The sequence below is a fragment of the Streptomyces sp. NPDC058274 genome (genome assembly GCF_042881375.1).
Classification (GTDB): Bacteria; Actinomycetota; Actinomycetes; order Streptomycetales; family Streptomycetaceae; genus Streptomyces.
Genome location: NZ_JBHVXW010000002.1, coordinates 135,685 through 159,707, shown reverse-complemented (window position 1 = coordinate 159,707; position 24,023 = coordinate 135,685). Strand labels below are relative to the sequence as shown.

At 70.7% G+C, this 24,023-nt stretch carries 18 protein-coding genes, 2 tRNA genes and 1 pseudogene; 16 read left to right on the top strand and 5 right to left on the bottom strand.

Annotated features, from left to right (window positions below; all coding sequences use genetic code 11):
* The first annotated feature begins 229 nt into the window (after positions 1-229).
* Positions 230-679, top strand: a complete 450-nt coding sequence (locus ACFVYF_RS05195) for an SMI1/KNR4 family protein (RefSeq protein WP_389451016.1) — start codon at positions 230-232, stop codon at positions 677-679.
* A gap of 884 nt (positions 680-1,563) precedes the next feature.
* Here ACFVYF_RS05195 and ACFVYF_RS05190 read toward each other — a convergent pair.
* Positions 1,564-2,433, bottom strand: a complete 870-nt coding sequence (locus ACFVYF_RS05190; RefSeq protein WP_389451013.1) for a bifunctional DNA primase/polymerase — start codon at positions 2,431-2,433, stop codon at positions 1,564-1,566.
* Positions 2,434-2,826: 393 nt separating this feature from the next.
* Here ACFVYF_RS05190 and ACFVYF_RS05185 point away from each other — a divergent pair, with 393 nt between their 5' ends.
* The 9 genes from ACFVYF_RS05185 to ACFVYF_RS05145 all read left to right on the top strand — a co-directional run bounded on the left by ACFVYF_RS05185 (position 2,827) and on the right by ACFVYF_RS05145 (position 12,433).
* A complete protein-coding gene (locus ACFVYF_RS05185; RefSeq protein WP_383287921.1) occupies positions 2,827-3,138 on the top strand; it encodes a hypothetical protein in 312 nt (103 codons plus the stop codon).
* Positions 3,139-3,420: 282 nt separating this feature from the next.
* On the top strand, positions 3,421-4,707 hold the full coding sequence (locus tag ACFVYF_RS05180; protein ID WP_389451010.1) for an acyl-CoA dehydrogenase family protein: 1,287 nt from the start codon (positions 3,421-3,423) through the stop codon (positions 4,705-4,707).
* Positions 4,708-4,710: 3 nt separating this feature from the next.
* Complete coding sequence (locus ACFVYF_RS05175) at positions 4,711-5,670, top strand: bifunctional MaoC family dehydratase N-terminal/OB-fold nucleic acid binding domain-containing protein (protein WP_389451007.1); 960 nt, start codon at positions 4,711-4,713, stop codon at positions 5,668-5,670.
* A gap of 1 nt (position 5,671) precedes the next feature.
* Entirely contained in the window at positions 5,672-7,039 is a 1,368-nt protein-coding gene (locus tag ACFVYF_RS05170) for an acyl-CoA dehydrogenase family protein (protein ID WP_389451004.1), read from the top strand.
* Positions 7,036-7,503 (top strand): MaoC family dehydratase, encoded by a 468-nt coding sequence (locus tag ACFVYF_RS05165; protein WP_389451002.1) that lies wholly within the window; start codon positions 7,036-7,038, stop codon positions 7,501-7,503. Before ACFVYF_RS05170 ends, ACFVYF_RS05165 begins: the two co-directional genes overlap by 4 nt.
* Positions 7,500-8,666 carry a lipid-transfer protein gene (locus tag ACFVYF_RS05160; RefSeq protein ID WP_389450999.1) on the top strand — a complete coding sequence of 389 codons (1,167 nt, stop codon included), beginning with the start codon at positions 7,500-7,502 and terminating at the stop codon, positions 8,664-8,666. The genes ACFVYF_RS05165 and ACFVYF_RS05160 overlap by 4 nt, the downstream gene beginning before the upstream one ends.
* A 214-nt stretch (positions 8,667-8,880) precedes the next feature.
* On the top strand, positions 8,881-9,714 hold the full coding sequence (locus tag ACFVYF_RS05155; RefSeq protein WP_389450996.1) for a DUF1906 domain-containing protein: 834 nt from the start codon (positions 8,881-8,883) through the stop codon (positions 9,712-9,714).
* Positions 9,715-9,951: 237 nt separating this feature from the next.
* Positions 9,952-10,506 (top strand): SigE family RNA polymerase sigma factor, encoded by a 555-nt coding sequence (locus ACFVYF_RS05150; protein ID WP_389450993.1) that lies wholly within the window; start codon positions 9,952-9,954, stop codon positions 10,504-10,506.
* Between the two features lie 250 nt (positions 10,507-10,756).
* Positions 10,757-12,433, top strand: a complete 1,677-nt coding sequence (locus tag ACFVYF_RS05145; protein WP_389450990.1) for a long-chain fatty acid--CoA ligase — start codon at positions 10,757-10,759, stop codon at positions 12,431-12,433.
* A 160-nt stretch (positions 12,434-12,593) separates the two neighbouring features.
* On the opposite strand, the gene ACFVYF_RS05140 is transcribed toward ACFVYF_RS05145, so the two are convergent.
* Positions 12,594-17,012: a PAS domain-containing protein gene (locus ACFVYF_RS05140; RefSeq protein WP_389450987.1), complete on the bottom strand. Its 4,419-nt coding sequence runs from the start codon at positions 17,010-17,012 to the stop codon at positions 12,594-12,596.
* Between the two features lie 338 nt (positions 17,013-17,350).
* Positions 17,351-17,878, bottom strand: coding sequence for an SSI family serine proteinase inhibitor (locus ACFVYF_RS05135; protein ID WP_389450983.1), 528 nt, complete (start codon positions 17,876-17,878; stop codon positions 17,351-17,353).
* A gap of 158 nt (positions 17,879-18,036) precedes the next feature.
* Here ACFVYF_RS05135 and ACFVYF_RS05130 point away from each other — a divergent pair.
* Together ACFVYF_RS05130 and ACFVYF_RS05125 are read left to right on the top strand one after the other, a co-directional pair.
* Positions 18,037-18,127, top strand: a tRNA-Ser gene (locus ACFVYF_RS05130).
* A gap of 230 nt (positions 18,128-18,357) precedes the next feature.
* Positions 18,358-18,430 (top strand) — tRNA-Arg (locus ACFVYF_RS05125).
* 306 nt (positions 18,431-18,736) lie between these two features.
* Here the strand turns inward: ACFVYF_RS05125 and ACFVYF_RS05120 are convergent.
* Positions 18,737-18,973 (bottom strand): annotated as a pseudogene (locus tag ACFVYF_RS05120) (DNA polymerase III subunit beta); the annotation flags it as partial.
* A 107-nt stretch (positions 18,974-19,080) separates the two neighbouring features.
* Positions 19,081-19,875: a hypothetical protein gene (locus tag ACFVYF_RS05115; protein WP_389450980.1), complete on the bottom strand. Its 795-nt coding sequence runs from the start codon at positions 19,873-19,875 to the stop codon at positions 19,081-19,083.
* A 493-nt stretch (positions 19,876-20,368) separates the two neighbouring features.
* Here ACFVYF_RS05115 and ACFVYF_RS05110 point away from each other — a divergent pair, with 493 nt between their 5' ends.
* The 4 genes from ACFVYF_RS05110 to ACFVYF_RS05095 form a co-directional block, all read left to right on the top strand.
* Positions 20,369-21,271, top strand: a complete 903-nt coding sequence (locus ACFVYF_RS05110; RefSeq protein ID WP_389450977.1) for a DUF2797 domain-containing protein — start codon at positions 20,369-20,371, stop codon at positions 21,269-21,271.
* Between the two features lie 206 nt (positions 21,272-21,477).
* Positions 21,478-21,897 (top strand): antibiotic biosynthesis monooxygenase family protein, encoded by a 420-nt coding sequence (locus tag ACFVYF_RS05105; protein WP_389450974.1) that lies wholly within the window; start codon positions 21,478-21,480, stop codon positions 21,895-21,897.
* Between the two features lie 25 nt (positions 21,898-21,922).
* A complete protein-coding gene (locus ACFVYF_RS05100) occupies positions 21,923-23,029 on the top strand; it encodes an amidohydrolase family protein (RefSeq protein WP_389452074.1) in 1,107 nt (368 codons plus the stop codon).
* 313 nt (positions 23,030-23,342) lie between these two features.
* On the top strand, positions 23,343-24,023 hold a 681-nt coding region (locus tag ACFVYF_RS05095), incomplete at its 3' end, for a response regulator transcription factor (protein WP_389450971.1).

The window sequence follows — 24,023 nt, the reverse complement described above, 5'->3', positions numbered from 1 at the left end:
CGCCCCCGCCGGCGGCAGGCTTTGCCCGCAGCCGTGCCTATGCGGTGCTCGACTCATGGCTGCCCGGCCCTATCCACATGTGGGCGCGCGTCAGGATTCGAACTCCTCCGCAAACGCGTCCTGCTCTCTGCATAGATCCCGGGTCAGGAGTCGTCCTCAACGAGTCCAAACCCACGCGGCCATCTCACCACATACCTCTGACATCGACGACTATGGAGTCCAACCGGCGTTGACGGACGAGATGGTTGAAGATGCCGAGCGCCTTCTCGGCATCTCGCTTCCTGCCTCGCTACTGACGCTTTTGCGGGTGCAGAACGGCGGTGGGGTGGCGGAGCGCTGGAACGTGTTTCCCACTCCGGTGCCGACATCGTGGAACGACAACCACGTGCCGTTCGGTGACCTGTTGGGGGTCGGCCGACGCGAGCGGATGACATCGCTTCTGGACGCGCCATATCTGGTTGAGGAGTGGGACCTTCCGGCGCCGATTGTCCTTCTCTCCGGTGACGGGCACTGCTGGGTCGCGCTCGACTACCGGGCCTGCGGTCGGCAAGGCGATCCCTCGGTCACGTGGTTCGACACCGATGCGGAAAGCGACCTCGTCCTCGCTCCTGACTTCGAGTCGTTTGTCGAAGGGCTCACATCAACCGATGGGCTCGCCTCCAGCGTTCAGCCGGTCTGAGGCTCCTGGCCAGATATATCTCCGGCTCGGGCTTTTGTCTGGGTCAGGCGGTAGGAGTCCGTGCCGGTCTCGCCGCGACTCACCGACAGAGCCAAAGCGGTGTCTTTCGTTGAGAGGCACCGCCTTTGTGTGCGCGCCGTCTCCTCGGTCCCGCGGGGTTGGGTGGGACCGGCCGCCCTGCGGCGCCGGCCGGCGGTGGTGGCGCGGGCGGTGCTTTGTCGGGGTAGGGGGAGGAGACTGGAGGCAGGTCTCCAGGGGGCCGGTATTCAAGGGAGGGGCCCGGTGGAGGTCGACCTCCCGGCCGGGCGGTGTGATGCCATCGCGTAGATCGTCTTGGTGGTTCGTCCGGGGCGGCACTGGAGGGTGGGAGGCCTGGCAGAGCGGTCGTTGTCGCTGCGGGCCTGCCCGCGTTGTCGGCCCCGCACATGGCCCTCACCGGTGTGCTGTCGGGAGTCTGCTGCCGGGACGGGAACAGACGTAGACGGGAACAGACGTAGACGAGAACAGACGTAGACGAGAACAGACGTAGACGGGATCAGACGTAAGACGTAACTGGTCTCTGTCCATTGCCCTCGGTCTTCGCGGGAGGAAGCCGAAAGCTCCTCTCCGGCGAGAGCGGGGTTCGTGGTGGCGGACAGGGAGCGGCACCGTCGGTTGTCGGCGGCCGAGGGCGCCGCGAGGCGCGGGGACATTGCCTCCCCCCAGCAAGTGTTCCCGCGCTTCATGTAGTGGCTGGTGTCTCTTCCGTGTCTCCGTCTCCGTCTCCGGTGTGCGGCTTGCCGCTCCCTTGGGTGGGGCGCGCCGAAGCCGCCCACCGGGACCGTGCGGCGGGCGGCGGGCGGCGGCAGGAGCGGTGGGCTAAGGGCGATGTGACAAGCGGTGGGCTAAGGGCGGTGTGACATGCGGGCCGCCGAGGCGATCGTCGAGCGGGCCTCGCGGTCGGTGAGGCCCGTGTGGAGCGCCGCTTCGACGAGGGCTTCGGTCAGGTCCGGGCCGATGCCGTTCTCGTAGGCGCGGCAAGCGGCCCAGAAGAGACGGGTGTTGCGCTGCCCTTCATGGGCGGTGAGGACGAACTGGACGAGCCCCTGGCCGTGTTGGCCGGTTTCCCGGGGAGTGGGCTGGTGGGTGCGGGGCGGGGGCGTGAGCAGGCGCAGAAGGGCGGGTGGGCAGGGCGCGGGAGCCAGGTGGGCGGTGCCCGGGGCCGTGCCGTACACGCCGTGTTCGGTACGTGAGCCGGGGCCGACCAGATAGCCGCCGGCGCCCCTGATGTCGATGCCGGGGGCGAGCCGGCTTGCCGAGTTGGGGACGGCCGCGTCGGGCGGGCCGCTGAGCCAGAGGTGGCGGCCGCCGCTGGGTGTGAGCACGACCACCGTGTCCGGGATCGTGAAGAGGTGCCGCAGCGCCAGTTCGCGCAGGGCTGCCGAGGAGTCCGTACCGGATTTGGTGTCGAGGTCGATGCCGATGAGGTGGTGGGGATGCAGCCCGCAGGCGATGCCGTAGCCGCTGGCCCAGGGGGCGGCGGCGAACAGGGCGCGGATGCGTCGGGGGTCGGTCGAGGCGTCGTACACCCCGTGTCCGAAGCGGCCGCACTCGCCGTGGCAGGCGGGCGCCGTGGGGTCCGGGTCGTCGCGGTGGGGGGAGCGGAGGGCCGGGAGCTTGGTGCGGGACAGCGGGATGACCGCCAGCCCGCGTTCGGCGGCGGACAGGGCGTGTGCCAGGGCCATGGTCGTGGCCTGCCGGTCGATGGTGGCCATGACTCCATGTTCGTACGAGTGTTCGAAAAAAGGAAGGGGCGCCTGGCGGGTACCTCCGCGTGTCGGCCATCGCGGGGCGGGTTGGGCGAGATTGGCCGAGATTGCGACGAAACGCTTCAGCGCCTGCCGCGCTTGGGGTGGAGGGCGTCGCAGCCGTCCTGAACTGGGCGTTCATGAGCCTTCGTGGGCCTTAAAGGTCATGAAACGGGTTTATCGACATGTCCTCACGCTTGAGGGCGAATCACGGCTTCCGGGGTGGTTCGCCGGGGATTCGGTGGGCAATTCTGGATTCGCGACGTCGTGCACAGCAACCGAGGCGGTCGGCCAACTGCCTTGGAACAGCCCGTACTTCCCGGTTACGGCCGGTGTACATCCGGTTCTGGAGGAATTCACATGGCAAGCATCCGTACCGCCCGCGTTCTCGCCGCCGTTGCGGCCCTGCCCCTGGCCGCCGCCCTCTTCTCGGGGGTGGCGACGGCAGACAACGGCGCCTTCGCGGACGACGGATCGAACGCGGCTGTCGCCACCGTCAGCGGCAGCGGGGTCGGACACAACAACAACGGCAACTCGTCCACCACGCAGCAGCAGGCGGTCGGTTCCGGCGCCTCGAACCAGAGCAATACGGCTCAGGTGAACGGCTCCGCGTTCACGGCCATCGACCAGTCGAACGAGACCATCGCCGTCAACTTCACCAACCTCTGGTGAGCCGTGGGCCGATGCGCTCCCATCGGCCCTGAACTCCCCCATGGGGGTGCGCTCTGAGGGTGGTAAGCGTCTGCGCGGCGGCACTTCGGTGTCGTCGCGCAGACGCGTTCCGGGGGTCCGTGAGGCGGTCGATGACCTTGACAGGGAAGGGTATCTGACGGACAGTCAGAAAACCCTGCTCGTACGAGGCCGAGGCCGAGGCTCGAGGCTCGGTGCTCGTACGAGGCCGAGCCTCGAGGCGCCCGAAGCCCCGGAGGCCCGAGGCTCTGGAGGATCGCCACCGTGCACCTCGCCCCCACCGACCGCCAGCAGCGCCTGCGCGCCGAGCTTCGTACGTACTTCCGGGACCTGATGCCCGAGGGGCCGCCGCCCGCCGACGACCCGGCCCGGCAGCGCGCCCTGTTGCGGCGCATCGGCGCCGACGGGCTGCTCGGACTCGGCTGGCCGCAGGAGTACGGCGGTCAAGGCCGCGGCGCCGACGAGCAGTTCATCTTCTTCGACGAGGCGTACCGGGCGGGTGCGCCGGTGTCGATGGTCACGCTGAACACCGTCGGTCCGACGCTCATGAAGTACGGGAGCGAGAAGCAGAAGGCCTTCTTCCTGCCGCGGATTCTGCGCGGTGAGCTCGTCTTCGCGATCGGGTACAGCGAGCCGTCGGCGGGGACGGACCTGGCGGCGCTGCGGACACGGGCTGTGCGGGTGCCCGGGAGTGGAGGGGATGCCGAGGGTGCCGGGGATGCCGGGGATGCCGAGGGTGCCGGGGATGCCGGGGATGCCGAGGGTGCCGAGGGTGCCAGGAGGGGCGGCGGCGGTGCGGGCGGAAGTGTCGGGGACTGGCTGATCGACGGGCAGAAGATCTTCACCTCGAACGCCCAGAACGCCGACTGGATCTGGCTCGCCTGCCGCACCGACCCCGACGCCCCCAAGCACCAGGGCATCTCGATCATCCTCGTGCCCACGGACGCGCCCGGTTTCTCGTGGACCCCGATCGAGACGGTGGGCGGGCAGATGACGACGGCCACCTACTACGACGGGATCCGCGTCCCCTTCTCGCATCTCGTCGGTGAGGAGAACGGCGGCTGGGGTCTCATCACCAACCAGCTCAATCACGAGCGGGTCGCGCTCGCGGCGATCGGCATGCAGACCGAGGACTTCTACGCGGCCGCGCTGGAGGCGGTGCGGACCCCCGATCCGGTGACCGGCCGGCGTCGGATTGACGAGCCGTGGGTGCGGTCAGGACTGGCCGAGGTGCAGGCCCGACTGGCGGCATCACGCCTGCTCAACTGGCGTTTGGTGGGGGCTGTCGGGGCGGGCGGACCGGCGCCCGGAGACGCCAGCGGCGTGAAAGTCATGGGAACCGAATCGGCGGTCGCGGTGTACCGAATGTGTCAGCACCTCGTGGGAGCGGACGCCCTGGTCCGTTCCGGATCACCGGAGGCGTTCGGGGGCGGCGAGCTGGAGCGGATGAACAGGGCGGCACAGATCAACACGTTCGGGGGCGGGGTGAGCGAGGTGCAGCGGGAGATCGTGGCGACGATGCGGCTCGGGATGCGAAGGGGGCGGAGGTGAGCGATGAGTTCCGGCGATGACTTCCTGGCGCGCCTGAAGGAGTACGAGGGGCGGGCGGCCGCGGTGGCAGGCGTGGGCAAGGACCCGGTCAACGAGCCGATGATCCGGCACTGGTGCGAGGCGATGGACGACGGGAACCCGGCCTACAGAGGGCCGGACGCCATAGCTCCGCCGACCATGCTCCAGGCGTGGACGATGGGCGGCCTCTCCGGTCACGAGGGCCGCACGGACGCGTACGACGAGCTGCTCGCGCTGCTCGACGACGCGGGGTGCACTTCGGTGGTCGCCACCGACTGCGAGCAGGAGTATCTGCGCCCGCTGCGGCCGGGGGACGAGATCACCTTCGACGCCGTCATCGAGTCGGTGTCGGCGCTCAAGACCACCAAGCTGGGGACGGGCCACTTCGTCACGACGCGGATGGACGTCCGCGCGGACGGGGAGCTCGCGGGGACGCATCGATTCCGGATCCTCAAGTACGCGCCCGCGCAGCACAAGCCCAAGGGCCGTCGGCCCCGGCCGGTGATCAATCGGGACAACGCCGCGTTCTGGGAGGGCGTGGGGCGCCATCGGCTGCTGATCCAGCGGTGCGAGGGCTGCGGCACCCTGCGCTTCCCCTGGCTCCCGGGCTGCAATGCCTGCGGCTGTCTGGAGTGGGACGCGGTCGAGGCGAGCGGCGAGGGGACCGTCTATTCGTACGTCGTCATGCACCACCCGCCCTTCCCGGCCTTCGACCCTCCGTACGCGGTCGGTCTCATCGAACTGGCCGAGGGCGTCCGGATCGTGAGCAACGTGGTGGGGGTGCCCTACGACGAGGTTCGCATCGGTATGCCGGTCCGGCTCCGGTTCGAGCGGTACGACGAAGAGCTGGAGCTCCCGGTCTTCAGCGCGGACGGCGGCCGGGCAGCCCGCGTGGGCCACACCGGCCGGGCGGGCCAAGCGGAGCACGAAGGAGGCGAGGGCTGACATGGACTTCACGCCCACGGAGGAGCAGGCCGCGGCGCGCGAACTGGCGGCACGGATCTTCGGTGACCTCTCGACGCACGAGCGGCTGTCGGCGGCCGGGACGGACAGCGACCCCGAGCTGTGGAAGGCGCTGTGCGCGGCCGGCCTGGTGACCGCCGTCGAGGACATAGGACTCCTCGGCCTGGTCCTGCTGCTGGAGGAACAGGGCCGGACGACAGCACAAGTGCCCTTCGCCGCGAGCTGTGTGTACGGGCTGCTCGCGGTGTCCGCCCACGGATCGCCGGAGCAGCGCGAGCGTCTCCTGCCGGGCATCGGGGACGGCTCGGTGGTGGTGTGCGGGGCGGTTTCGGGGGCGGAGGGGGTACGGGTTTCTGGGCGGGCGGTGGCGGAGGGAGTCCCGGCCTCCGGGGAGTCGGGGGTGGAGGGAGTCCCGGCCTCCGGCGGGCGGGGGGCGGAGGCAGCCGCCGGGGTGCGGTCCGGCCAACCAGGCGGTGAGGACGGCCTGTTGAGCGGTGTGGCCCCCGTGGTGCCGTGGCTGCGGGACGCCACCCACGTCCTGGTCGCCGACGACCGACAACGGCTGTGGCTGGTGCGGACCGCTGACGCGGTGTGCGAGCCGGTGGAGCTGACCGCGCCCTGGGCGGCGGGCCGGCTGACGCTCGACGGCACACCGGGCGAGCTGCTGGGCGACGGGGTGGGTGAGCGGCTGGGCGAGGCGGGCGCGGATGCGGACGTCGGTGCGAGTGCGAGTGCGAGTGCGAGTGCGAGAGCGGGTGCGGGTACGGGCGCCGGCGCTGGTGGGGCCGAGACGCGCCCCGGCGCAGATGCGGAGGTCAGTACGAGTACGGGTACGGGTACGGGCGCGAGTGCGGGCGCCGGCGCTGACGGGGCCGGGGCGTCCCCAGGCGCGGGCGCGTACGCCGACGTGCTGGCCATGGCGCGTACGGCCTTCGCGGGGTTGCAGGCCGGAGTCTGCGCCGGATCGCTGGCGCGTGCGGTGCAGCACACCAACACGCGCGAGCAGTTCGGGCGGCCGCTGGCGGCCAGGCAGGGAGTCCAACTGCGCGCCGCCGACGCGTACATGGACACGGAGGCGATACGGGTGACGACGTACGAGGCGGCCTGGCGGCGGGACGCGGGGCTGCCGTTCGCCTCGCACGCACTGACCGCCGCCTGGTGGGCGTCCGAAGCGGGCCACCGGGTCGTGCACACGGGACAGCACTTGCACGGCGGCACGGGCGCCGACGTGGAGCATCCGGTCCACCGGCACTTCCTGTGGGGGCGCCAGCTGGACGCGTATCTGGGGTGCGGGAGCGAAGTGCTCCAGGAATTGGGGGAGTTGATCGCGCATGGGGAGGGGGACGAATGAAGGCCGGTGAGCAGCTGCCGCCGTTGGAGATTCCGGTCACGCGCACGCTGATCGTCGCCGGTGCCATCGCCTCGCGCGACTACCAGGACGTGCATCACGACGCGGAGCTGGCGCGACGCAAGGGGTCGCCGGACATCTTCATGAACATCCTGACCACGAACGGGCTGGTCGGGCGGTACATCACGGATCACTTCGGCCCGAGCGCCGTCCTCCGCAAGGTGGCCATACGACTGGGTGCGCCCAACTACCCAGGCGACACCATGGTGTTGACGGGCACGGTCGAGAAGGTGGACGGCGACACGCTCACCGTGAAGGTCGTCGGAGCCAACGACATCGGCAGACACGTGACGGGCACCGTGACGGTCACGGTCCCGCGCGGGGAAGGTGCTGCCGTGGCCGCGGACCGCGATGGCGCCCTCACGCCGAGGGAGCCGGTCGGCCGGACGCGCGGCGGTGCCTCATGAGCGTACGGACGAGGGACAGCCTCGGCGGCAGGGCCGCGATCGTCGGCATCGGAGCCACGGAGTTCTCCAAGGACTCGGGGCGCAGCGAGCTGCGGCTGGCGGTGGAGGCGGTGCGGGCCGCGCTGGACGACGCGGGGCTGACGCCGGCCGACGTGGACGGCATGGTCACGTTCACGATGGACACCAGCCCGGAGATCACCGTCGCCCAGGCGGCCGGCATGGGGGAGCTGTCCTTCTTCTCGCGCATTCACTACGGCGGTGGCGCGGCGTGCGCGACCGTCCAGCAGGCGGCGCTCGCGGTGGCGACGGGAGTGGCCGAGGTCGTCGTCTGCTACCGGGCGTTCAACGAGCGCTCGGGACGGAGATTCGGGTCCGGGGTGCAGCACCGGGAGCCGTCGGCCGAGGGCGCGGCACTGGGCTGGGCACTCCCCTACGGTCTGCTCACCCCGGCGTCCTGGGTGGCGATGGCGGCCCAGCGGTATCTGCACACGTACGGGCTGAGCCCGGAGGTCTTCGGCCATGTCGCGGTGCTCGACCGGAAGTACGCGGCGACGAACCCGGCGGCGTATTTCCACGGCAGACCGATCACCCTCGCCGAGCACGCCGCCTCCCGCTGGATCGTCGAGCCGCTGCGTCTGCTGGACTGCTGTCAGGAGACGGACGGCGGCCAGGCGCTGGTCGTGACGTCCGTCGAGCGGGCGCGTGATCTGCCGCGTGCCCCGGCCGTGATCACCGCCGCCGCCCAGGGAGCGGGCCGCGCGCAGGAGCAGATGACCAGCTTCTACCGGGACGATCTGACCGGGCTGCCGGAGATGGGAGTGGTGGCACGCCAGCTGTGGCGGACGTCCGGGCTGACGCCGGCGGACATCGATGTGGGGATTCTCTACGACCACTTCACGCCGTTCGTGCTGATGCAGCTGGAGGAGTTCGGGTTCTGCAAGCCGGGCGAGGCGGCGGATCTCGTGGCCGAGGCGCGACTGCCGCTCAACACCCACGGAGGCCAGCTCGGTGAGGCGTATCTCCACGGGATGAACGGCATCGCGGAGGCGGTCCGCCAGCTGCGGGGCACGGCCGCGAACCAGATACCCGTTGTGGACCGCGTTCTCGTCACGGCGGGCACCGGGGTCCCCACATCGGGGCTGATTCTGGGGTCGGACGGCTGAACGGGGCGTGTGGCTGACGCCCCGGCGCCCCGGGGGCTCGTTCACTCGCCCTATGCACTGTCACGGACGTCACCGGAGTCATAGCGGTCACCGCAGTCAGCACCGTCACCAGCGAGGTCCACGGGCCGTCGTCGGATTCGGACTGGCGCTGCTCCTGCTGTCGCTGACGGCGGTTCCGGCGACGGGAGCGGTTCGGGCGAGTGGACCGGAGCTCGTGAGCTCCGGCCGCGGGTACGCACGTCCGGCGATCGGGGTCACGGTCACCGGGTCCGAAGGGGCGTCCGGTGCCGTAACCCGGGGGCACGCCGGCACGGGACAACCCCGAAGAGCGGCGGCGACGGTCTTCAAGGGCCGGGCCTTCGACACCTGCCAGGCGCCGTCGGCCGACACCATGCGCCGCTGGCTGACGTCCCAGTACCGAGCGGTCGGCGTCTACTTCGGTGGCCGCGCCCGGGCCTGCAAGCACCAGACGTACCTCACCCACGGCTGGATGCGGACGGTCAAGCGGCTCGGCTGGAAGGTGCTGCCGCTGTATGTGGGATCGCAGGCGACGTGTGTGTTCAGTCATTCCAAGCGGCCGGTGCGGATCGGAAGCCGGCCCTGGCAGCAGGGGAGGACCGAGGCACGGGACGCGGTGCGCAAGGCGAAGACGTACGGCATCCGGGCGGGCAGCCCGCTCTATCTGGACATGGAGGCGTACAACTACCGGAACAAGTCGTGCGCCAAGTCCACGCTCCTCTTTGTGCGGGGGTGGAACCGTGAGGTGCGTGCGCGGGGTTATCTGCCGGGGTTCTACAGCAGCGCCGCGACGGGTGTGCGGCACATGGACACGGCGCGGCGGGCGGGGGTGCGGGACTTGCCGTCGGTGATGTGGTTCGCACGCTGGCGGGTGAAGCCGCAGCTGGCCGGGGAGCCGGCACTCGGGCGCGGTGCGTGGTCGGCGCGCAGGATCCACCAGTACGCGGGGAATGTGAGGGAGCGGCACGGGGGGCGTACTCTCCTCATCGACCGCAACCAGATGCACGCCCCGGTGGCGCGCATCGGGTGACACGGGCACGCGGTCGGTGGCATCCCGAGGTCTCCTGTCTCCTCCTCCGCACCTCTCTTGCGGTGCTGCCCGGGCACTGCCGTGGGAGGCCTCCTCAGGGATGAACCCTCAGGGGGCGGGCCCCGCCCCTCCACCTTCAGGAGGTGGGGGCAGCCCCACTCCTACAACCTGAGGCGGACATGGCTTCGGGACCTGCGGCCGATCCGCGGGAGTAGGGGGCGCTCCTAGCGTGGAGTCATGACCACACCCGTCTGCACCAGCGCTTCGAACGTAGCGACGCGGAGCGTTCCGTACGCGCCGTACCCCTCGTTCGCGTCGTACGTGAAGGCCCGCCAGCCGGTGCTGTTGCGTACCGCGCGCTCGTTGACCGCGAACCCGAGCGACGCCGAGGACCTGTTGCAGACCGCGCTGGCCAAGACGTATGTCGCCTGGGAGCGCATCGAGGACCACCGGGCGCTGGACGGCTACGTACGCCGTGCCCTGCTCAACACGCGGACGTCGCAGTGGCGCAAGCGCAAGGTGGACGAGTTCACGTGCGACGAGCTGCCGGAGCCGGCGGGCCTGCCCGCCGGGGACCCGGCCGAGCAGCAGGCGCTGCACGACGCGATGTGGCGCGCGATCATGAAACTGCCGGCGCGGCAGCGGGCGATGGTCGTCCTGCGGTACTACGAGGATCTGAGCGAGGCCCAGACGGCGGAGGTGCTCGGCGTCTCCATCGGCACGGTGAAATCGGCGGTGTCGCGTGCGCTGGGCAAGCTGCGCGAGGACCCTGAGCTGGAGCCGGTTCGCTAGGCGCGCCCGTCGTCCTTCACCGGAGCCGGCGCCGCCGGATCCGGTGACCCTCGTCGGGGCCCACTGACCCTCGTGGGGCCCGCTGCCTCCCGGACGCCACGCCGACCCGCGCAGCCCGCCGCGGAAACTCCCCCGCGGCCTCCCAGCCAGGCCAAGCGTGGCTCGCGTGACCTGATCGATCGCCCGGAACTAGTGACATACCGCGTGGTATGTGCGCAGAATCAGCGCAACCCTTGTCACCGCGCAGGCAATGTCGCCCCGGGAGGACACCGTGCTGAGCACGATGCAGGATGTACCGCTGCTGATCTCGAGGATCCTGACCCACGGGTCGCGAGTCCACGGCACATCGCAGGTGACCACCTGGACCGGCGAAGGCGCACCACAGCGCCGCTCCTACGCCGAGGTCGGTGCCCGCGCGGCCCAGCTCGCGCACGCGCTGCGCGAGGACCTCGGGATCGTGGACCAGGACCGTGTGGCGACGCTGATGTGGAACAACGCGGAACACGTCGAGGCCTACTTCGCGGTCCCCTCCATGGGGGCGGTCCTGCACACGCTGAACCTCCGGCTGCCCGCGGAGCAGCTCGTGTTCATCGTCCGTCACGCCGCGGACCGCGTGATCATCGCCAACGGCTCGCTGCTCCCGCTGCTCGCGCCGCTCCTCCCCCAGCTGCAGACGGTCGAGCACATCGTCGTCTCGGGCCCCGGTGACCGCTCGCTGCTGTCCGGCGCGCGGGCGCAGGTGCACGAGTACGAGGAGCTGATCGCGGGCAAGCCGACGAGCTACGACTGGCCCGAGCTGGACGAGCGCTCCGCCGCGGCCATGTGTTACACCTCCGGCACCACCGGCGACCCCAAGGGCGTCGTCTACTCGCACCGTTCCATCTATCTGCACTCCATGCAGGTCAACATGGCCCAGTCCATGGGGCTGACGGACCAGGACACCACCCTCGTCGTCGTCCCGCAGTTCCATGTGAACGCCTGGGGCCTGCCGCACGCCACGTTCATGACCGGCATCAACATGCTGATGCCGGACCGCTTCCTGCAGCCCGTGCCGATCGCCGAGATGATCGAGAGCGAGCGGCCGACGCATGCCGCGGCCGTCCCCACCATCTGGCAGGGGCTGCTCGCCGAACTGCACGCCAAGCCGCGGGACGTCAGCTCCCTCACCCAGGTCACCATCGGCGGCTCGGCCTGCCCGCCCTCGCTCATGGAGGCGTTCGACGAGCTGGGCATGCGGGTCTGTCACGCCTGGGGCATGACGGAGACGTCCCCGCTGGGCACGGTGGCGCGTCCGCCGGCCCATGCCGTGGGGACGGAGGAGGAGTTCGCCTACCGCCTCACCCAGGGCCGTTTCCCGGCCGGTGTCGAGGGGCGGCTCACCGGCCCCGGTGGCGAGCGGCTCCCCTGGGACGGCGAGTCCGCGGGCGAGCTGGAGGTCCGCGGCCCCTGGATCGCGGGCGCGTACTACGGCGGACAGGGCGCCGAAGTCCTGCGTCCCGCCGACAAGTTCAGCGAGGACGGCTGGCTCAAGACGGGTGACGTCGGCACGATCAGCTCCGACGGGTATCTGACCCTCACCGACCGCGCCAAGGACGTCATCAAGTCGGGCGGTGAGTGGATCTCCTCGGTCGATCTGGAGAACGCCCTCATGTCGCACCCCGATGTGGCCGAGGCCGCCGTGGTGGCCGTCCCCGACGAGAAGTGGGGCGAACGCCCGCTCGCCACGGTCGTGTTGAGGGAAGGTGCCACCGCCGACTTCGCCACGCTCCGCGCCTTCCTCGCCGACGAGGGCAAGATCGCCAAGTGGCAGCTCCCCGAGCGCTGGACGATCATCGAGGCGGTCCCCAAGACGAGCGTGGGCAAGTTCGACAAGAAGGTGCTGCGCAGGCAGTACGCGGAGGGTGAGCTGGACATCACCCAGCTCTGACCCACACCGGACGTCGCCTAGGACGGGGACCCACACCGGACGTCGCCTAGGACGGGGACCCACACCGGACGTCGCCTAGGACGGGGACCCACACCGGACGTCACGTAGGTTGGGGCGCTGTTTCACGTGAAACAGCGCCCCAACCCACGTATGCGTGACGTCAGTTCGTGCCGATGCGTGCCAGCAGATCGACGATCCGGTCCTGCACCTCGGCGCTGGTCGAGCGCTCGGCGAGGAAGAGGACCGTCTCCCCCGCGGCCAGGCGCGGGAGTTCGGTCTGGTCGACGGCCGCGGTGTAGACGACGAGCGGTGTGCGGTTCAACTGGCCGTTCGCGCGCAGCCAGTCGACGATTCCGGCCCGCCGACGCCGTACCTGCATCAGGTCCATCACCACGAGGTTCGGCCGCATCTGCGAGGCCAGCGTGACCGCGTCCTCGTCGGACGCGGCGCGCGCCACCTGCATGCCGCGTCGCTCCAGCGTGGCGGTGAGGGCCAGGGCGATCTCCCCGTGCTCCTCGATGAGCAGCACGCGCGGCGGGTGCTGCTCCGAGTCGCGCGGAGCGAGCGCCTTCAGGAGTACGGCCGGGTCGGCGCCGTATGCCGCCTCGCGCGTCGCCTGGCCAAGTCCCGCCGTCACGAGGACGGGGACCTCGGCGGCGACCGCGGCCTGGCGCAGGGACTGGAGGGCGGTGCGCGTGATCGGGCCGGTCAGCGGGTCGACGAAGAGCGCGGCCGGGAAGGCGGCGATCTGTGCGTCGACCTCCTCGCGCGAGTGCACGATGACGGGCCGGTAGCCGCGGTCACTCAGGGCCTGCTGAGTCGACACGTCAGGCGCGGGCCACACGAGCAGCCGGCGCGGGTTGTCCAGCGGCTCCGGGGGCAACTCGTCGTCCTGCGGCCGCGGCTGGGGCTGGTCGGCGATCTCGACGGCGCCGCCGGGGCCGTCGAGCGGCTCGGGACCTTCGTCCGCGTTCTTGTCCGGGGCTCCTATGGCGTACGAGCGTCCGGCGCCTTCGGTGCCACCGGCCAGGCGGGACTGGGCGGGCTGGCCGTTCTGCGGATGCGGGCGGGCGCCGGTCTCCGGGCGGTCGGCGGCCGGTTCGGGACGTGTACCGAGCTTGCGGCGGCGGCCGGAGCCGTTGGTCTGGTGCGGGGGAGGAGTCTGCGTCTGGGACGGGGCTCCGGGCTGTGCCTGCGCCGGCGCCTGTGCTTGTGCTTGTGCCTGTGCTTGTGCCTGTGCGGGAGCCTGCTGGTTCGGCGTGGCCTGGCGGCCGAAGGGCACGCCCTGGCCGAGCGTGCGCACGCTGATCGCGCGGCCCTGGGTCGAGTTCGGGTCCACGGGAGCGGCGGACTCGGCCGGCAACGGCTGTGCTGCCCGTGGCGGGACCGCGCGCTCGGGCGGCAGCGGTGTGCCGGGCGCGGGGGTCTGCCCGGCCTGTCCGGTGGGTACGGGGTGACCGGCGCCGGACGAGTCGTCGGCGGCGGGCCAGGGCTGGGGTGTGGTCCCACCGGGGGCGGCGGCCTGCGCGGGGACCCCGGCGGCTGACGCTTCCGCGCCGCCCGGCCACGCCTGGGGCGCGGAGGGTGCGGCCGACGCGGCGCCCGGCGACCCCGCGGGAGTGCCGTACGGCGCGACGGCCTGAGCCGGCGGGACGGGCCGGACGGGTGCCGCCGGGCCGGGGACACCCGGTGCGGTGACCGGCTGGCCGGCGGTCGCCTGACCAGGGATGTTCTGCCCCGGGACACCCTGCCCCGGGACGCCCTGTCCCGGAACCGGCGGAACGGGCTGCCCGGGAGCGGTCGCCGAGCCGAGCGCCCTGCGCGGGGCGGCAGACTGACCGGCCGTCCGGCCGGCGGCGCTCTGAGCGGCGGCCTGCTGCTGACCCGCCGCGGCCGGCGCGGGTACGGCCTGCCCCGGCTGTCCGGGCACGCCCTGCGCGGGAACGGCCGGTCCGGGGACCCCCTGCGAGGGCACTCCCTGGACCGGAGTGCCCGGAGCGCCCTGTGCCGGAACGCCCGGTGCGGGTGCGCCCGTCGCGTCCGCCTGCGCGGGAGCCCGGCGGGCACGGCGACGGCCCGTCGGCGCCGACACCGGATGGGGCTGCGGCGGGGTGTGGTCGTCGGCCGGATCGTGCGCCATCACGTCGTGACGGCCGTCGTCCGCCTGGACGTTGCCCGCGGGGCCGGGCGCCCGGCCGGCGGCCTCGGCCGCCACGTACTCGGGCGAGCGGTCCGCCTCGGCCGGCGGCAGCGCGAACACCGTACGGGCGCCCGCCTCCTGGGCCGCGGCGCGTTCCGCCGCCGCGGCCAGGGCACGACGGCGGCGGCCGGTCGGCTGCCCGTCGGCGTCGTCCGAGGCGTCGCCGTCCGGTGTGCTCGGCGCCGGGGGCAGGGCCGCCGGCAGCGCGTGCTGGTCGGTGTCCCGGCGGGCGCGCCGGCCCGAAGGCACGGGCACGCCCTGCGGCGGCACCGTTCCCCCCAGCCCCGTACCCACCGCGGCGGTCCCGGCGCCGTGTTCGCCCGCCAGGACGACCGCGCCCTCGGCGACGCCCTCAACGGCACTTCCGACAGCGCCTTCGGGAGCGCCCTCGACCGCGCTCGGCCGGCCCCGGCGCCGTCCGGTGCCGCCGGAGGCTCCGCCGCCTCCCGTGTCCTCTGCTCCGGATCCCTGCGGGGGAACCGAGGTGTCCGCAGCCTCCGCCGCGCGCCGCCGGCGCCGCCCGGTGGGCGCGCCGCCCTCGCCGGAGGGACCCTCGGCCGGGGACGGCGCGGATTCGGGGGCCGTCACCTCGCTGTCCAGGAAGGCGTCCACGGAGGCCCGCCGGGCCCGCCGCCGTCCGCTCCCGTTCCCCTGCGGCGCGGCCGGTCCGGCCAGCGCGATCTCGGTGCCCGGCACATCTCCGACGGCGACCGCCCCCGCGCCACCGCCGAGCGGCACTTCGAGCACGTACGCGCTGCCGCTCATCCCCGGCACCTCGTGGGTCTGCAGTACGCCGCCGTGCGCCCGCACGATGCCCCGGACGATCGGCTCGTGCACCGGGTCTCCCCCGGAGTACGGCCCGCGCACCTCGATACGGACGACCTCACCGCGCTGCGCCGCCGCCACGACGACCGTGTTGTCCAGGTAACCGCCCGCCGAGACCGGCGCGTTGCCGGTCGCGTCGACTCCCGCCACGTCCGCGACGAGGTGTGCGAGCGCGGTCGCGAGACGCTGCGGGTCGACCTCGGCCTCGATGGGCGGCGCGTGGACCGCGAACTGCACCCGCCCGGGGCCGATCAGCTCGACCGCGCCCTCGACTCCCGCCGCGACGACCGCGTCGAGCATCACCTTCGTGCGGGTGACCTGCTCGGTGCCGGCGTCCAGCCGCTGGTAGCCGAGCACGTTGTCGACGAGGGTGGTGATCCGGGAGTAACCGGCCGCGAGGTGGTGCAGCACCTGGTTGGCCTCGGGCCACAGCTGGCCCGCGTCGTCGGCGGCGAGCTTCGACAGTTCGCCGCGCAGCTGGTCGAGCGGACCGCGCAGGGACTGCCCGAGGACGGCGAGCAGCTGATCGTGCCGCGCGGTCAGCGCCTCGTAGCGGTCCTTCTCGCGCTCGGCGAGTGCCGCGTACCGGTCGTCGCCGGCGGCGAGTTCCTCCTCGTGCTGCTCGCGCAGCCCGGCGAGCTCCTCCGCGTGCTGGGTGCGCAGCCGCTCCAGTTCCGCGGCGTGCTCGTCCGCGATCCGGGCGAGCTCCTCCGCGTGCCGGGCGGCCTCGGTGTCCTTCTCCTCCGCGAGGCTGTCGTACGGCCGCCGGTCGGTGAACGTCATCACGGCGCCCACGAGCTGGTCCCCGTCCCGCACCGGCGCGGTCGTCAGGTCGACCGACACCTTGTCCCCGGACTTGGACCACACGACCTGCCCGCGCACCCGGTGCTTGCGCCCGGAGCGCAGGGTGTCGGCGAGCGGCGACTCCTCGTACGCGAAGGGCTCGCCGTCGGCGCGCGAGTGGAGGATGAGCGCGTGCAGGGCCTGACCGCCGAGGTCACTGGCCCGGTATCCCAGTATCTGAGCGGCGGCCGGATTGACGAGAACGACCCGTCCGTCGGTGTCCGTGCCCACCACGCCCTCGGAGGCGGCGCGCAGGATCATCTCGGTCTGACGTTGCGAACGCGCGAGTTCGGCCTCGGTGTCGACGGTGCCGGACAGATCGCGTACGACGAGCATGAGCAGCTCGTCACCGGTGTAGCCGTAGCCGTCGTAGGCCTGCTGGGGGTTCTCCAGATTCGCACTGGTGACCTCGACCGGGAACTCGGTCCCGTCGGTCCGGCGGGCCACCATCCGGGTCGGCTTGGTCCGCCCGCTCTGGTCCATGGACTCGGGCCGTCGCATCGAGCCGGGGATCAGCCGGGAGTCGAACTGCGGCAGCAGATCGAGCAGCCCCCGGCCCACCAGAGCCGTGCCCGGGGCCTCGAAGGCCTCCAGGGCGATGGTGTTGGCGTTGACGACGGTCCCATTGGCGTTGACCAGCACCAACGCATCGGGCAGCGCGTCCAGTATGGCTGCGAGGCGAGCAGCGCCTCGGGATGGCCTGCTGCTCACGAGACGCTTCCTCCCTGTTACCGCACCTTGCCGACCGCGAGGGCCATCTTGCCAACCTGCTCGCAGCGTGTCACGCGAGGGAGTCTACGGGCAGAGGTTGCGCTCGCGACGCCGGATGAGAGGGAGGTCGCACGCAGAAGAGACGTAGAACCTGTGACCGCGCATTTCGTCCCTCGGACCCATGACTTGGACATGCCGTCACCGTGTCCTGCGCGTGCCCCATCCGTGTCCGGGCTGTGAGACAGGGCGTGGGGCGAGGACCGGCTGACGGCTGTACGGCGGCGGCCTCGCGCCCACGCAGAGGTGGCCGCGGGCTCCGTCGGAGGGCCGGGCAGGCACTAGCCGTGGACTTCGGGCAGCAGCGGCACGAGGGCGTTCCACCGGCCGATCTCGCATCCGTCGCCGCGGTCGTACCTGGCGTCGACGGGACGCCCGGCCCATGTCCCGGTGACGTGCGCGGTGGCCGGGCCGCCGTACTGCATGGTGCACATCGACCCCTGCGGTACGGGAGCGAAGGGGTCCTTGCCCCAACGGGTGCCGCTGTCGAGCTTGTCGCAGGCGGCGGCCGCGTCGGGGTGGCTGCCGCCACCGGGGTGGCAGGTCAGCTCGTACTTCCCGTCGGCCTGGCCGGCGTGGCTGACGGTCACCACGAGATGATCGCCGCTCTCCCCGCCCGGGATGGGCAGTGGCATGAGGTGACCGGACCGCGTGGACGCGAGCGGGCCGCTCTGCGGATCGGACAGCGGGAGGGAGCGCGGAGCGGACTCGGCGCTCGCGACGGAGGGAGCGGCGGCCAGCGCCGTGGCGGAGGCGGCGGCCGCGAGGGCGAGCCGGCGCAGGACGACCCGGGACATGACAGGACTCATGACCGGACTAACGCCGTACGTCGCGCGTGGTTGCGCCGCAGGGCCGGGCTTTGCCCTGCGGCCTGCCTGCCTAGTACCGTGGGGGGCGATTGGTGACACCCCGCTCGGCTGTGTCATCATCTGCACGCACCATTCGCGCTCGCGCGGGTGGTTGTGCTGGAGGCGTCGCCTAGTCCGGTCTATGGCGCCGCACTGCTAATGCGGTTTGGGACTTAAATCCCATCGAGGGTTCAAATCCCTCCGCCTCCGCGCTCGATCCCGAAGCCCCGGTCACCACGACCGGGGCTTCGGTCGTTCCCATGCGTCCCGCACCCGCCCACGACCCTTCCGGGGATCGTCACGCTCTGGTGATTTCCGCAGGTCAGGCCAGGTGCAACAAACGGATTTCGCCTCACGGCGCCAGTCATGTAATGTTGTTCCCGCAACGCCGACCGGGGCCGAAAAGCCCGGCCGGAAGAGCACCACAACAGAACACACAAGCACTCGTAGCTTAACGGATAGAGCATCTGACTACGGATCAGAAGGTTGCAGGTTCGAATCCTGCCGAGTGCACACAGGTAAGAGGCCCCGGAGAGATCCGGGGCCTCTTGCGTTTCTGGGGCGTACAGCAGCGAAGTACGGCTACGGGCTGACGTGGGGGTGGCCGCTGCCCTTGGCGTTTCACATCACCTCAGGTCGGCCCAGGCGAAGTTGCACTCGATCAGCCAACGACGTGGTCCCACCGTGTTTCCGTGGGCCGCTCACGGACGGTCCGTTTTGGTTGCGTTCATGACGTATGCCCCTTAGGTGATCTATTTCAAGGGGGCGCTCTGGCGGTTCGTCAGCTCAGTTGCCGTACTGATCGGAGATCGCCCCTTCCGGCTTCCACGGCACCACACGCACGGCATACCGGTACCGGTCCGTAGCGGCCAACGTCATCGACTCGCCATCCAGCCGGAGCTGGATCCCCGTGAGCACCGGGAGGAATTCGTCACGGCCTGCGGCTATCACGACCTGCGCGACCGCCGCCGCGAACTCTGCCGCGTCCACCGTGCCCCGAAAGGCGGGAAGCTCGGGAGGGGTCGGATGCTCCTGCATGGGCAAGGTCGACTGGCCTCCGTACCGAAACAGAGCGGGACTGAAGCGGGACGTGCACGATCCGATGCGAATCTGCCGGCCACACGAACCGGCACGGCGCTGCGAGAAAGACTGACCCAGTCACCTCAAGAGCCCTGCAGTTCTTGCAATACCTGGTCAAAGTCGTAGGACCTATTGAAGAAGCTCGCAGGCTCAGCAGCGGTCAGTTGGAACCGTTCGATTTCCTTTCCCCTGCTGTTACGCCCCTGTACGCGTACACTTTTAACCTCGCCGCCGTCCTGGTAGTCGACTTCGAAATTCCAAGTGCAAAATTTGGTTCGGGTTCGTGCCAGCGCCACGATTATTTCAGATTCTCCAGCCGCCACAGTTACCGAGTGACCGGCAAAGTAGCGCTCGCCTGAGAGGGACTTATCGTCCGGCCCGCCCCAAACTAGGAGCTCGGGCTTCGGGTCATCGACGTTGAACTTGATTCCGATATCTTCGGTGCCGCCCTCCCCGTGCGCGAATATACCCGTTTCGCTGATCGGGCTCGAACACTCCAGATCGATAATTCTGACATTGTTCACTACCGCGCTGTTTTGCCCCGCAGTCAGGTCGATTTTCATCAGATCGTTGTCAACGGGCACCAGATCGATAGTGCCGGCGAGACCGCCCGGGTTCATCCGGCGCAGCACTTCGGAAGAGCTCAGAGCGTCCGGGCTCGCATGGTCATAGCCGTAAAGAACTCCAATATCGACAGCGATTGCCGAGAAGTTCTTGCCCTTTGGTGCGCCGCCTGGTATTCCACAATTCGAGCGGTCATCGCATACGGTGTTTCCCGACCCGGTGACATGTGTCCCCCTGTCGCAGGATGACAGGGCGATCAGTGCGGCAAAAATCGCTGCAACGCGCATGCGGATGGATTGAAACTCCAGCGTCATCCGCGCTCCCCCTTGCGGACTACGACTCGCCGTAGATGCTTTCGTGTCATTTGGACTGACAAGTCGAATGATCTTGGCAAACCGAGTTGTTGTCGCCGTTCACCGAGTTGGAGTTTCCGGAACCATCGGAACTGAAAATCAAGAAAATTCCGGCTACGAGGGCAGCTACTATTACTCCGCCCGCTCCGATCAGTGCCACTTTTATCTGGTTACTCATTTCCCCTCGATCTCTGAATTTATCTCGTCAGCTATTCGGGGAATGCGACCCTCGCCCACCTCGAGTGTCCCCGCTCGCTGTGCAACGCGGACGGGCTCAGGAAAAATCATTGTCTGCCGTTGTTTTCGGCTTTTCCGTAGTAGGAGGGTAGCCAGCACAGGCCTTGATCACACTCTGTTGGTCACATGTTGCCAATCAGTTACAGGGAATGCCGGTGCCGCTGCGCAGGCCCGAATGTTGCCGCGTTGTCAGTGGGGGCGCCTACGCTCGGGGGGAATGGGACGGGTGTGGAGTTGTTCGGGGTTGCGGTGGTCGGGGGGCGGGCCTGTGCTGGCCTGGGGTGGGGGTAGGGGGAGTGCTCTGACCTGGGGGCAGCGGGTGGCCTTCGGGGTGGTGGAAGGGGGGCGGCGGACTTGCGTGGGAGCGCGGGGGAATGTGTGTCCGGTGGGCGCGGCCGTTTCGGGGCGGAGCAGTGGCGCGCGGTGCGAGGAGTGCGCGCGGCTGGAGCGGGCCCACTCCGTCGCCGCGGACACGATCGCCGATGATCCGCGGCCGTACCACGTGTATCTGGCGTGGTTCGGACCCGGCATGGTGAAGGTCGGGATCACCGGCGTCGAGCGGGGATCCGCGCGGCTGTTGGAGCAGGGGGCCGTCACCTTCAGCTGGCTCGGGCGGGGGCCGTTGATGGCCGCGCGGCGGGCGGAGGAGTTGCTGCGGGCCGCGCTCCGGGTGCCCGACCGGATTCCGTACGCGGAGAAGCGGGCGGTGCGGGCGGCGTTGCCGGGGGTCGGTGCGCGGGTCGTTGAGATCGCGGAGTTGCATGCCCGGGCCGGGCGGCTCGACGGGTGGCCCGAGTCCCTGGAGCGTGCGCCCTTTCAACCCGTCGATCACACCGGGGTGTTCGGGCTCGCGGGGCTTGCGCCCGCCGACGGTGTCGTCGGTGAGCTGATCGCCGGCGGAGTCGTGAGCGGGGAGTTGCTCGCCGCCGCCGGCCCCGATCTGCATCTCGCGACGGATCGTGGCGTCGTCGTACTCGATACGCGGCTGCTGCCCGGGTGGGAGTTGACCGCCGTGACCGCCGTGACCGGCGCCGACGGCGACGGTCGGATGACCGTGCCCGTGCGGGAGTTGAGGTCGGGGGCTGGGTCGGCGGGCGGGGTTCAGGACGGGCTCTTCTGAAGGGAGGCGGGACGCGGGTGGCCCGGTTCTTCTGGAGGGGGACGCGGGGAGGGGGAGGCGGTGGAGGCGTGGGGTGGCCCCAGTCGCCGACCGCCACGGTCGATGTTCTCCGTGGGTGTTCTCCGTGGGTCAAGACTTCGATCCCTTTTGGATCCCCTTCGGAAAGGTGCTGGACGCCGGCAGAGGGCCGGACCGAGAGTGGCGTCATGAGCGATCACCCCGTGGCGCCTGACGCCGTCGTCCCCGTAGCCGCCCACGAACCCCCTTATTACGCCGTGGTCTTCACCTCCGTACGGACCGAGGAGTCCGACGGGTACGGGGAGACCGGCGAGCGGATGGAGGAGCTGGTGCGGGGCGTCCCGGGGTTCCTCGGCATGGATCACGCGCGGACGCCCGGCGGACTGTCCATCACCGTCGGGTACTTCAAGGACGAGGCCGCCCTTCAGCAGTGGCGCAGCGATGCCGAGCACCGGGCGGCGCAGCGTCGGGGGCGCGCCGAGTGGTACGAGCGGTACACCCTGCATGTGGCCAAGGTCGAGCGCAGTCATGGATACGAGCGAGGTCCTGGATACGAGCGCGGTCTTGGATACGAGCGCAGCCAGGGAGACCAGCATGGCCGGGTCTGACGGCAACGGCGTCGACGACGCCCGCATCGAGGCCCAGTCGCCCGCCCGCACCCAGGCTCAGGCGCCCGCCCGCACCGAAGCCCACGCGCCCGCCCGCACCGAAGCCCACGCGCCCGCCCGCACCGAAGCCCACGCGCAAGGACGCACCGAAGCCCAGACGGCCGCCCGCACCGGCGCCCAGGCGCAAGCCCACCCCGAAGCCCACGCGCAAGCCCACGCGCAAGCCCACGCGAACACCCACCCCGGCACCCCCACCGACCCCCTCCCCGTCCGCCGGTTCTGGTCGCGGCTCGGGCTTCCCGGGCTCGTCGACGTGCACACGCACTTCATGCCCGAGCGGGTGCTGCGCAAGGTGTGGAGCTATTTCGACGCGCTCGGTCCGCTGACCGGCGGGCTCGAGTGGCCGATCACCTACCGCGCGGACGAGGAGGAACGGCTCGCGGTGCTCAGGGAGTTCGGCGTCCGCGCCTTCACCGCGATGCTCTATCCGCACAAGCCCGGCATGGCGCAGTGGCTCAACGGCTGGGCCGTGGACTTCGCCCGCCGTACCCCCGACTGTCTGCACACCGCGACCCTCTTTCCCGAGCCGGGAGCCGAGGCGTATGTACGGGAGGCCGTCGAGGCGGGGGCCCGGGTCTTCAAGGCGCACGTGCAGGTGGGGGCGTACGACCCGGCGGACGAACTGCTCGACCCCGTATGGGGGTTGCTCGCCGAGGCGGGGGTCCCGGTCGTGATGCACTGCGGGTCGGGACCCGCGCCGGGCAAGCACACCGGTCCGGGTCCGGTGGCGAACGTACTGGCGCGGCATCCGCGGCTGCGGATCGTCGTCGCGCATCTCGGCATGCCCGAGTACGAGGACTTCCTCGGCCTCGCGGAGCGGTACGGCGAGGTGCGGCTCGACACCACCATGGCGTTCACCGACTTCAATGAGCGTCTCGCGCCGTTCCCGCGCGAGGCGCTGCCCCGGCTCGCGGACCTGGGCGACCGGGTGCTGCTCGGGACGGACTTTCCCAGCATTCCGCACGCGTACGCCCATCAGCTCGATGTCCTGGAAGGTCTCGGCCTGGGCGACGACTGGCTGCGGGGGGTCTGCTACACCAATGCCGTACGTCTGTTCGAGCTCGACGGCTGAGCCGAGGGCCGGGAGGGCTGGCCGGGGAGCGGAACGGGAGGGGCGGCCAGGAAGCGGAACGGGAGGGTCCGGTCGGGGGACGGGAGGCGCGGCCGGGGACCCGTAAGCGGAATGCTCAGCCCCCGCACAGCTCCCTCCTTGCTCCCCGCCCGCGCACAGGTTCCGCCAGGCCGCCCGCACAGCCCCGGAACCCTTGTGGCGTGGGCGTTCTGCCGGCTTCCCAGGTGTTCCCTGAGAGGCGCCTGTGCATTTCTCAGGGAAATCACAGGTTCCCGAAAGGGTGCTCTCAGCGGGGCGCAGCAATCTGTGCGCTATGACCACGACCTCGCCCCAGGGGCGTACCGAACTGCTGAGGCCGGACGGGAGCCCCGTCCGAGTCCTGGTGGTGGACGACGAGCTGTCGATCACCGAGCTGCTGTCCATGGCCCTTCGCTACGAAGGCTGGCAGATCCGCAGCGCGGGCGACGGACAGGGGGCGGTGCAGACCGCTCGTGAGTTCCGGCCCGACGCCGTGGTGCTCGACATGATGCTGCCCGACATGGACGGGCTCGCCGTCCTGGGGCGGCTGCGGCGTGAGCTGCCGGACGTGCCCGTCCTCTTCCTCACCGCCAAGGACGCCGTCGAAGACCGGATCGCGGGTCTGACCGCCGGCGGCGACGACTACGTGACCAAGCCCTTCAGCCTCGAAGAGGTCGTCGCCCGGCTGCGCGGACTGATCCGCCGCTCCGGTGCGGCCGACCGGCGCAGTGACTCCGTGCTCGTCGTCGGGGACCTCACCCTCGACGAGGACAGCCACGAGGTGTCCCGGGCGGGCGCCGGCATCCACCTCACCGCCACCGAGTTCGAGCTGCTGCGCTTCCTGATGCGCAACCCGCGCCGGGTGCTGAGCAAGGCGCAGATCCTGGACCGTGTGTGGTCGTACGACTTCGGCGGCCAGGCCAACGTCGTCGAGCTCTACATCTCGTATCTGCGCCGGAAGATCGACGCGGGCCGT

Excerpts from the sequence above, each read along its gene's own strand:
- ACFVYF_RS05190 (WP_389451013.1), bottom strand. The coding sequence starts at position 2,433 with ATGGCCACCATCGACCGGCAGGCCACGACCATGGCCCTGGCACACGCC.
- ACFVYF_RS05185 (WP_383287921.1), top strand. The coding sequence starts at position 2,827 with ATGGCAAGCATCCGTACCGCCCGCGTTCTCGCCGCCGTTGCGGCCCTG.
- ACFVYF_RS05175 (WP_389451007.1), top strand. The coding sequence starts at position 4,711 with ATGAGTTCCGGCGATGACTTCCTGGCGCGCCTGAAGGAGTACGAGGGG.
- ACFVYF_RS05170 (WP_389451004.1), top strand. The coding sequence starts at position 5,672 with ATGGACTTCACGCCCACGGAGGAGCAGGCCGCGGCGCGCGAACTGGCG.
- ACFVYF_RS05165 (WP_389451002.1), top strand. The coding sequence starts at position 7,036 with ATGAAGGCCGGTGAGCAGCTGCCGCCGTTGGAGATTCCGGTCACGCGC.
- ACFVYF_RS05160 (WP_389450999.1), top strand. The coding sequence starts at position 7,500 with ATGAGCGTACGGACGAGGGACAGCCTCGGCGGCAGGGCCGCGATCGTC.
- ACFVYF_RS05150 (WP_389450993.1), top strand. The coding sequence starts at position 9,952 with ATGACCACACCCGTCTGCACCAGCGCTTCGAACGTAGCGACGCGGAGC.
- ACFVYF_RS05145 (WP_389450990.1), top strand. The coding sequence starts at position 10,757 with ATGTCGCCCCGGGAGGACACCGTGCTGAGCACGATGCAGGATGTACCG.
- ACFVYF_RS05135 (WP_389450983.1), bottom strand. The coding sequence starts at position 17,878 with ATGAGTCCTGTCATGTCCCGGGTCGTCCTGCGCCGGCTCGCCCTCGCG.
- ACFVYF_RS05115 (WP_389450980.1), bottom strand. The coding sequence starts at position 19,875 with ATGACGCTGGAGTTTCAATCCATCCGCATGCGCGTTGCAGCGATTTTT.
- ACFVYF_RS05110 (WP_389450977.1), top strand. The coding sequence starts at position 20,369 with ATGGGACGGGTGTGGAGTTGTTCGGGGTTGCGGTGGTCGGGGGGCGGG.
- ACFVYF_RS05105 (WP_389450974.1), top strand. The coding sequence starts at position 21,478 with ATGAGCGATCACCCCGTGGCGCCTGACGCCGTCGTCCCCGTAGCCGCC.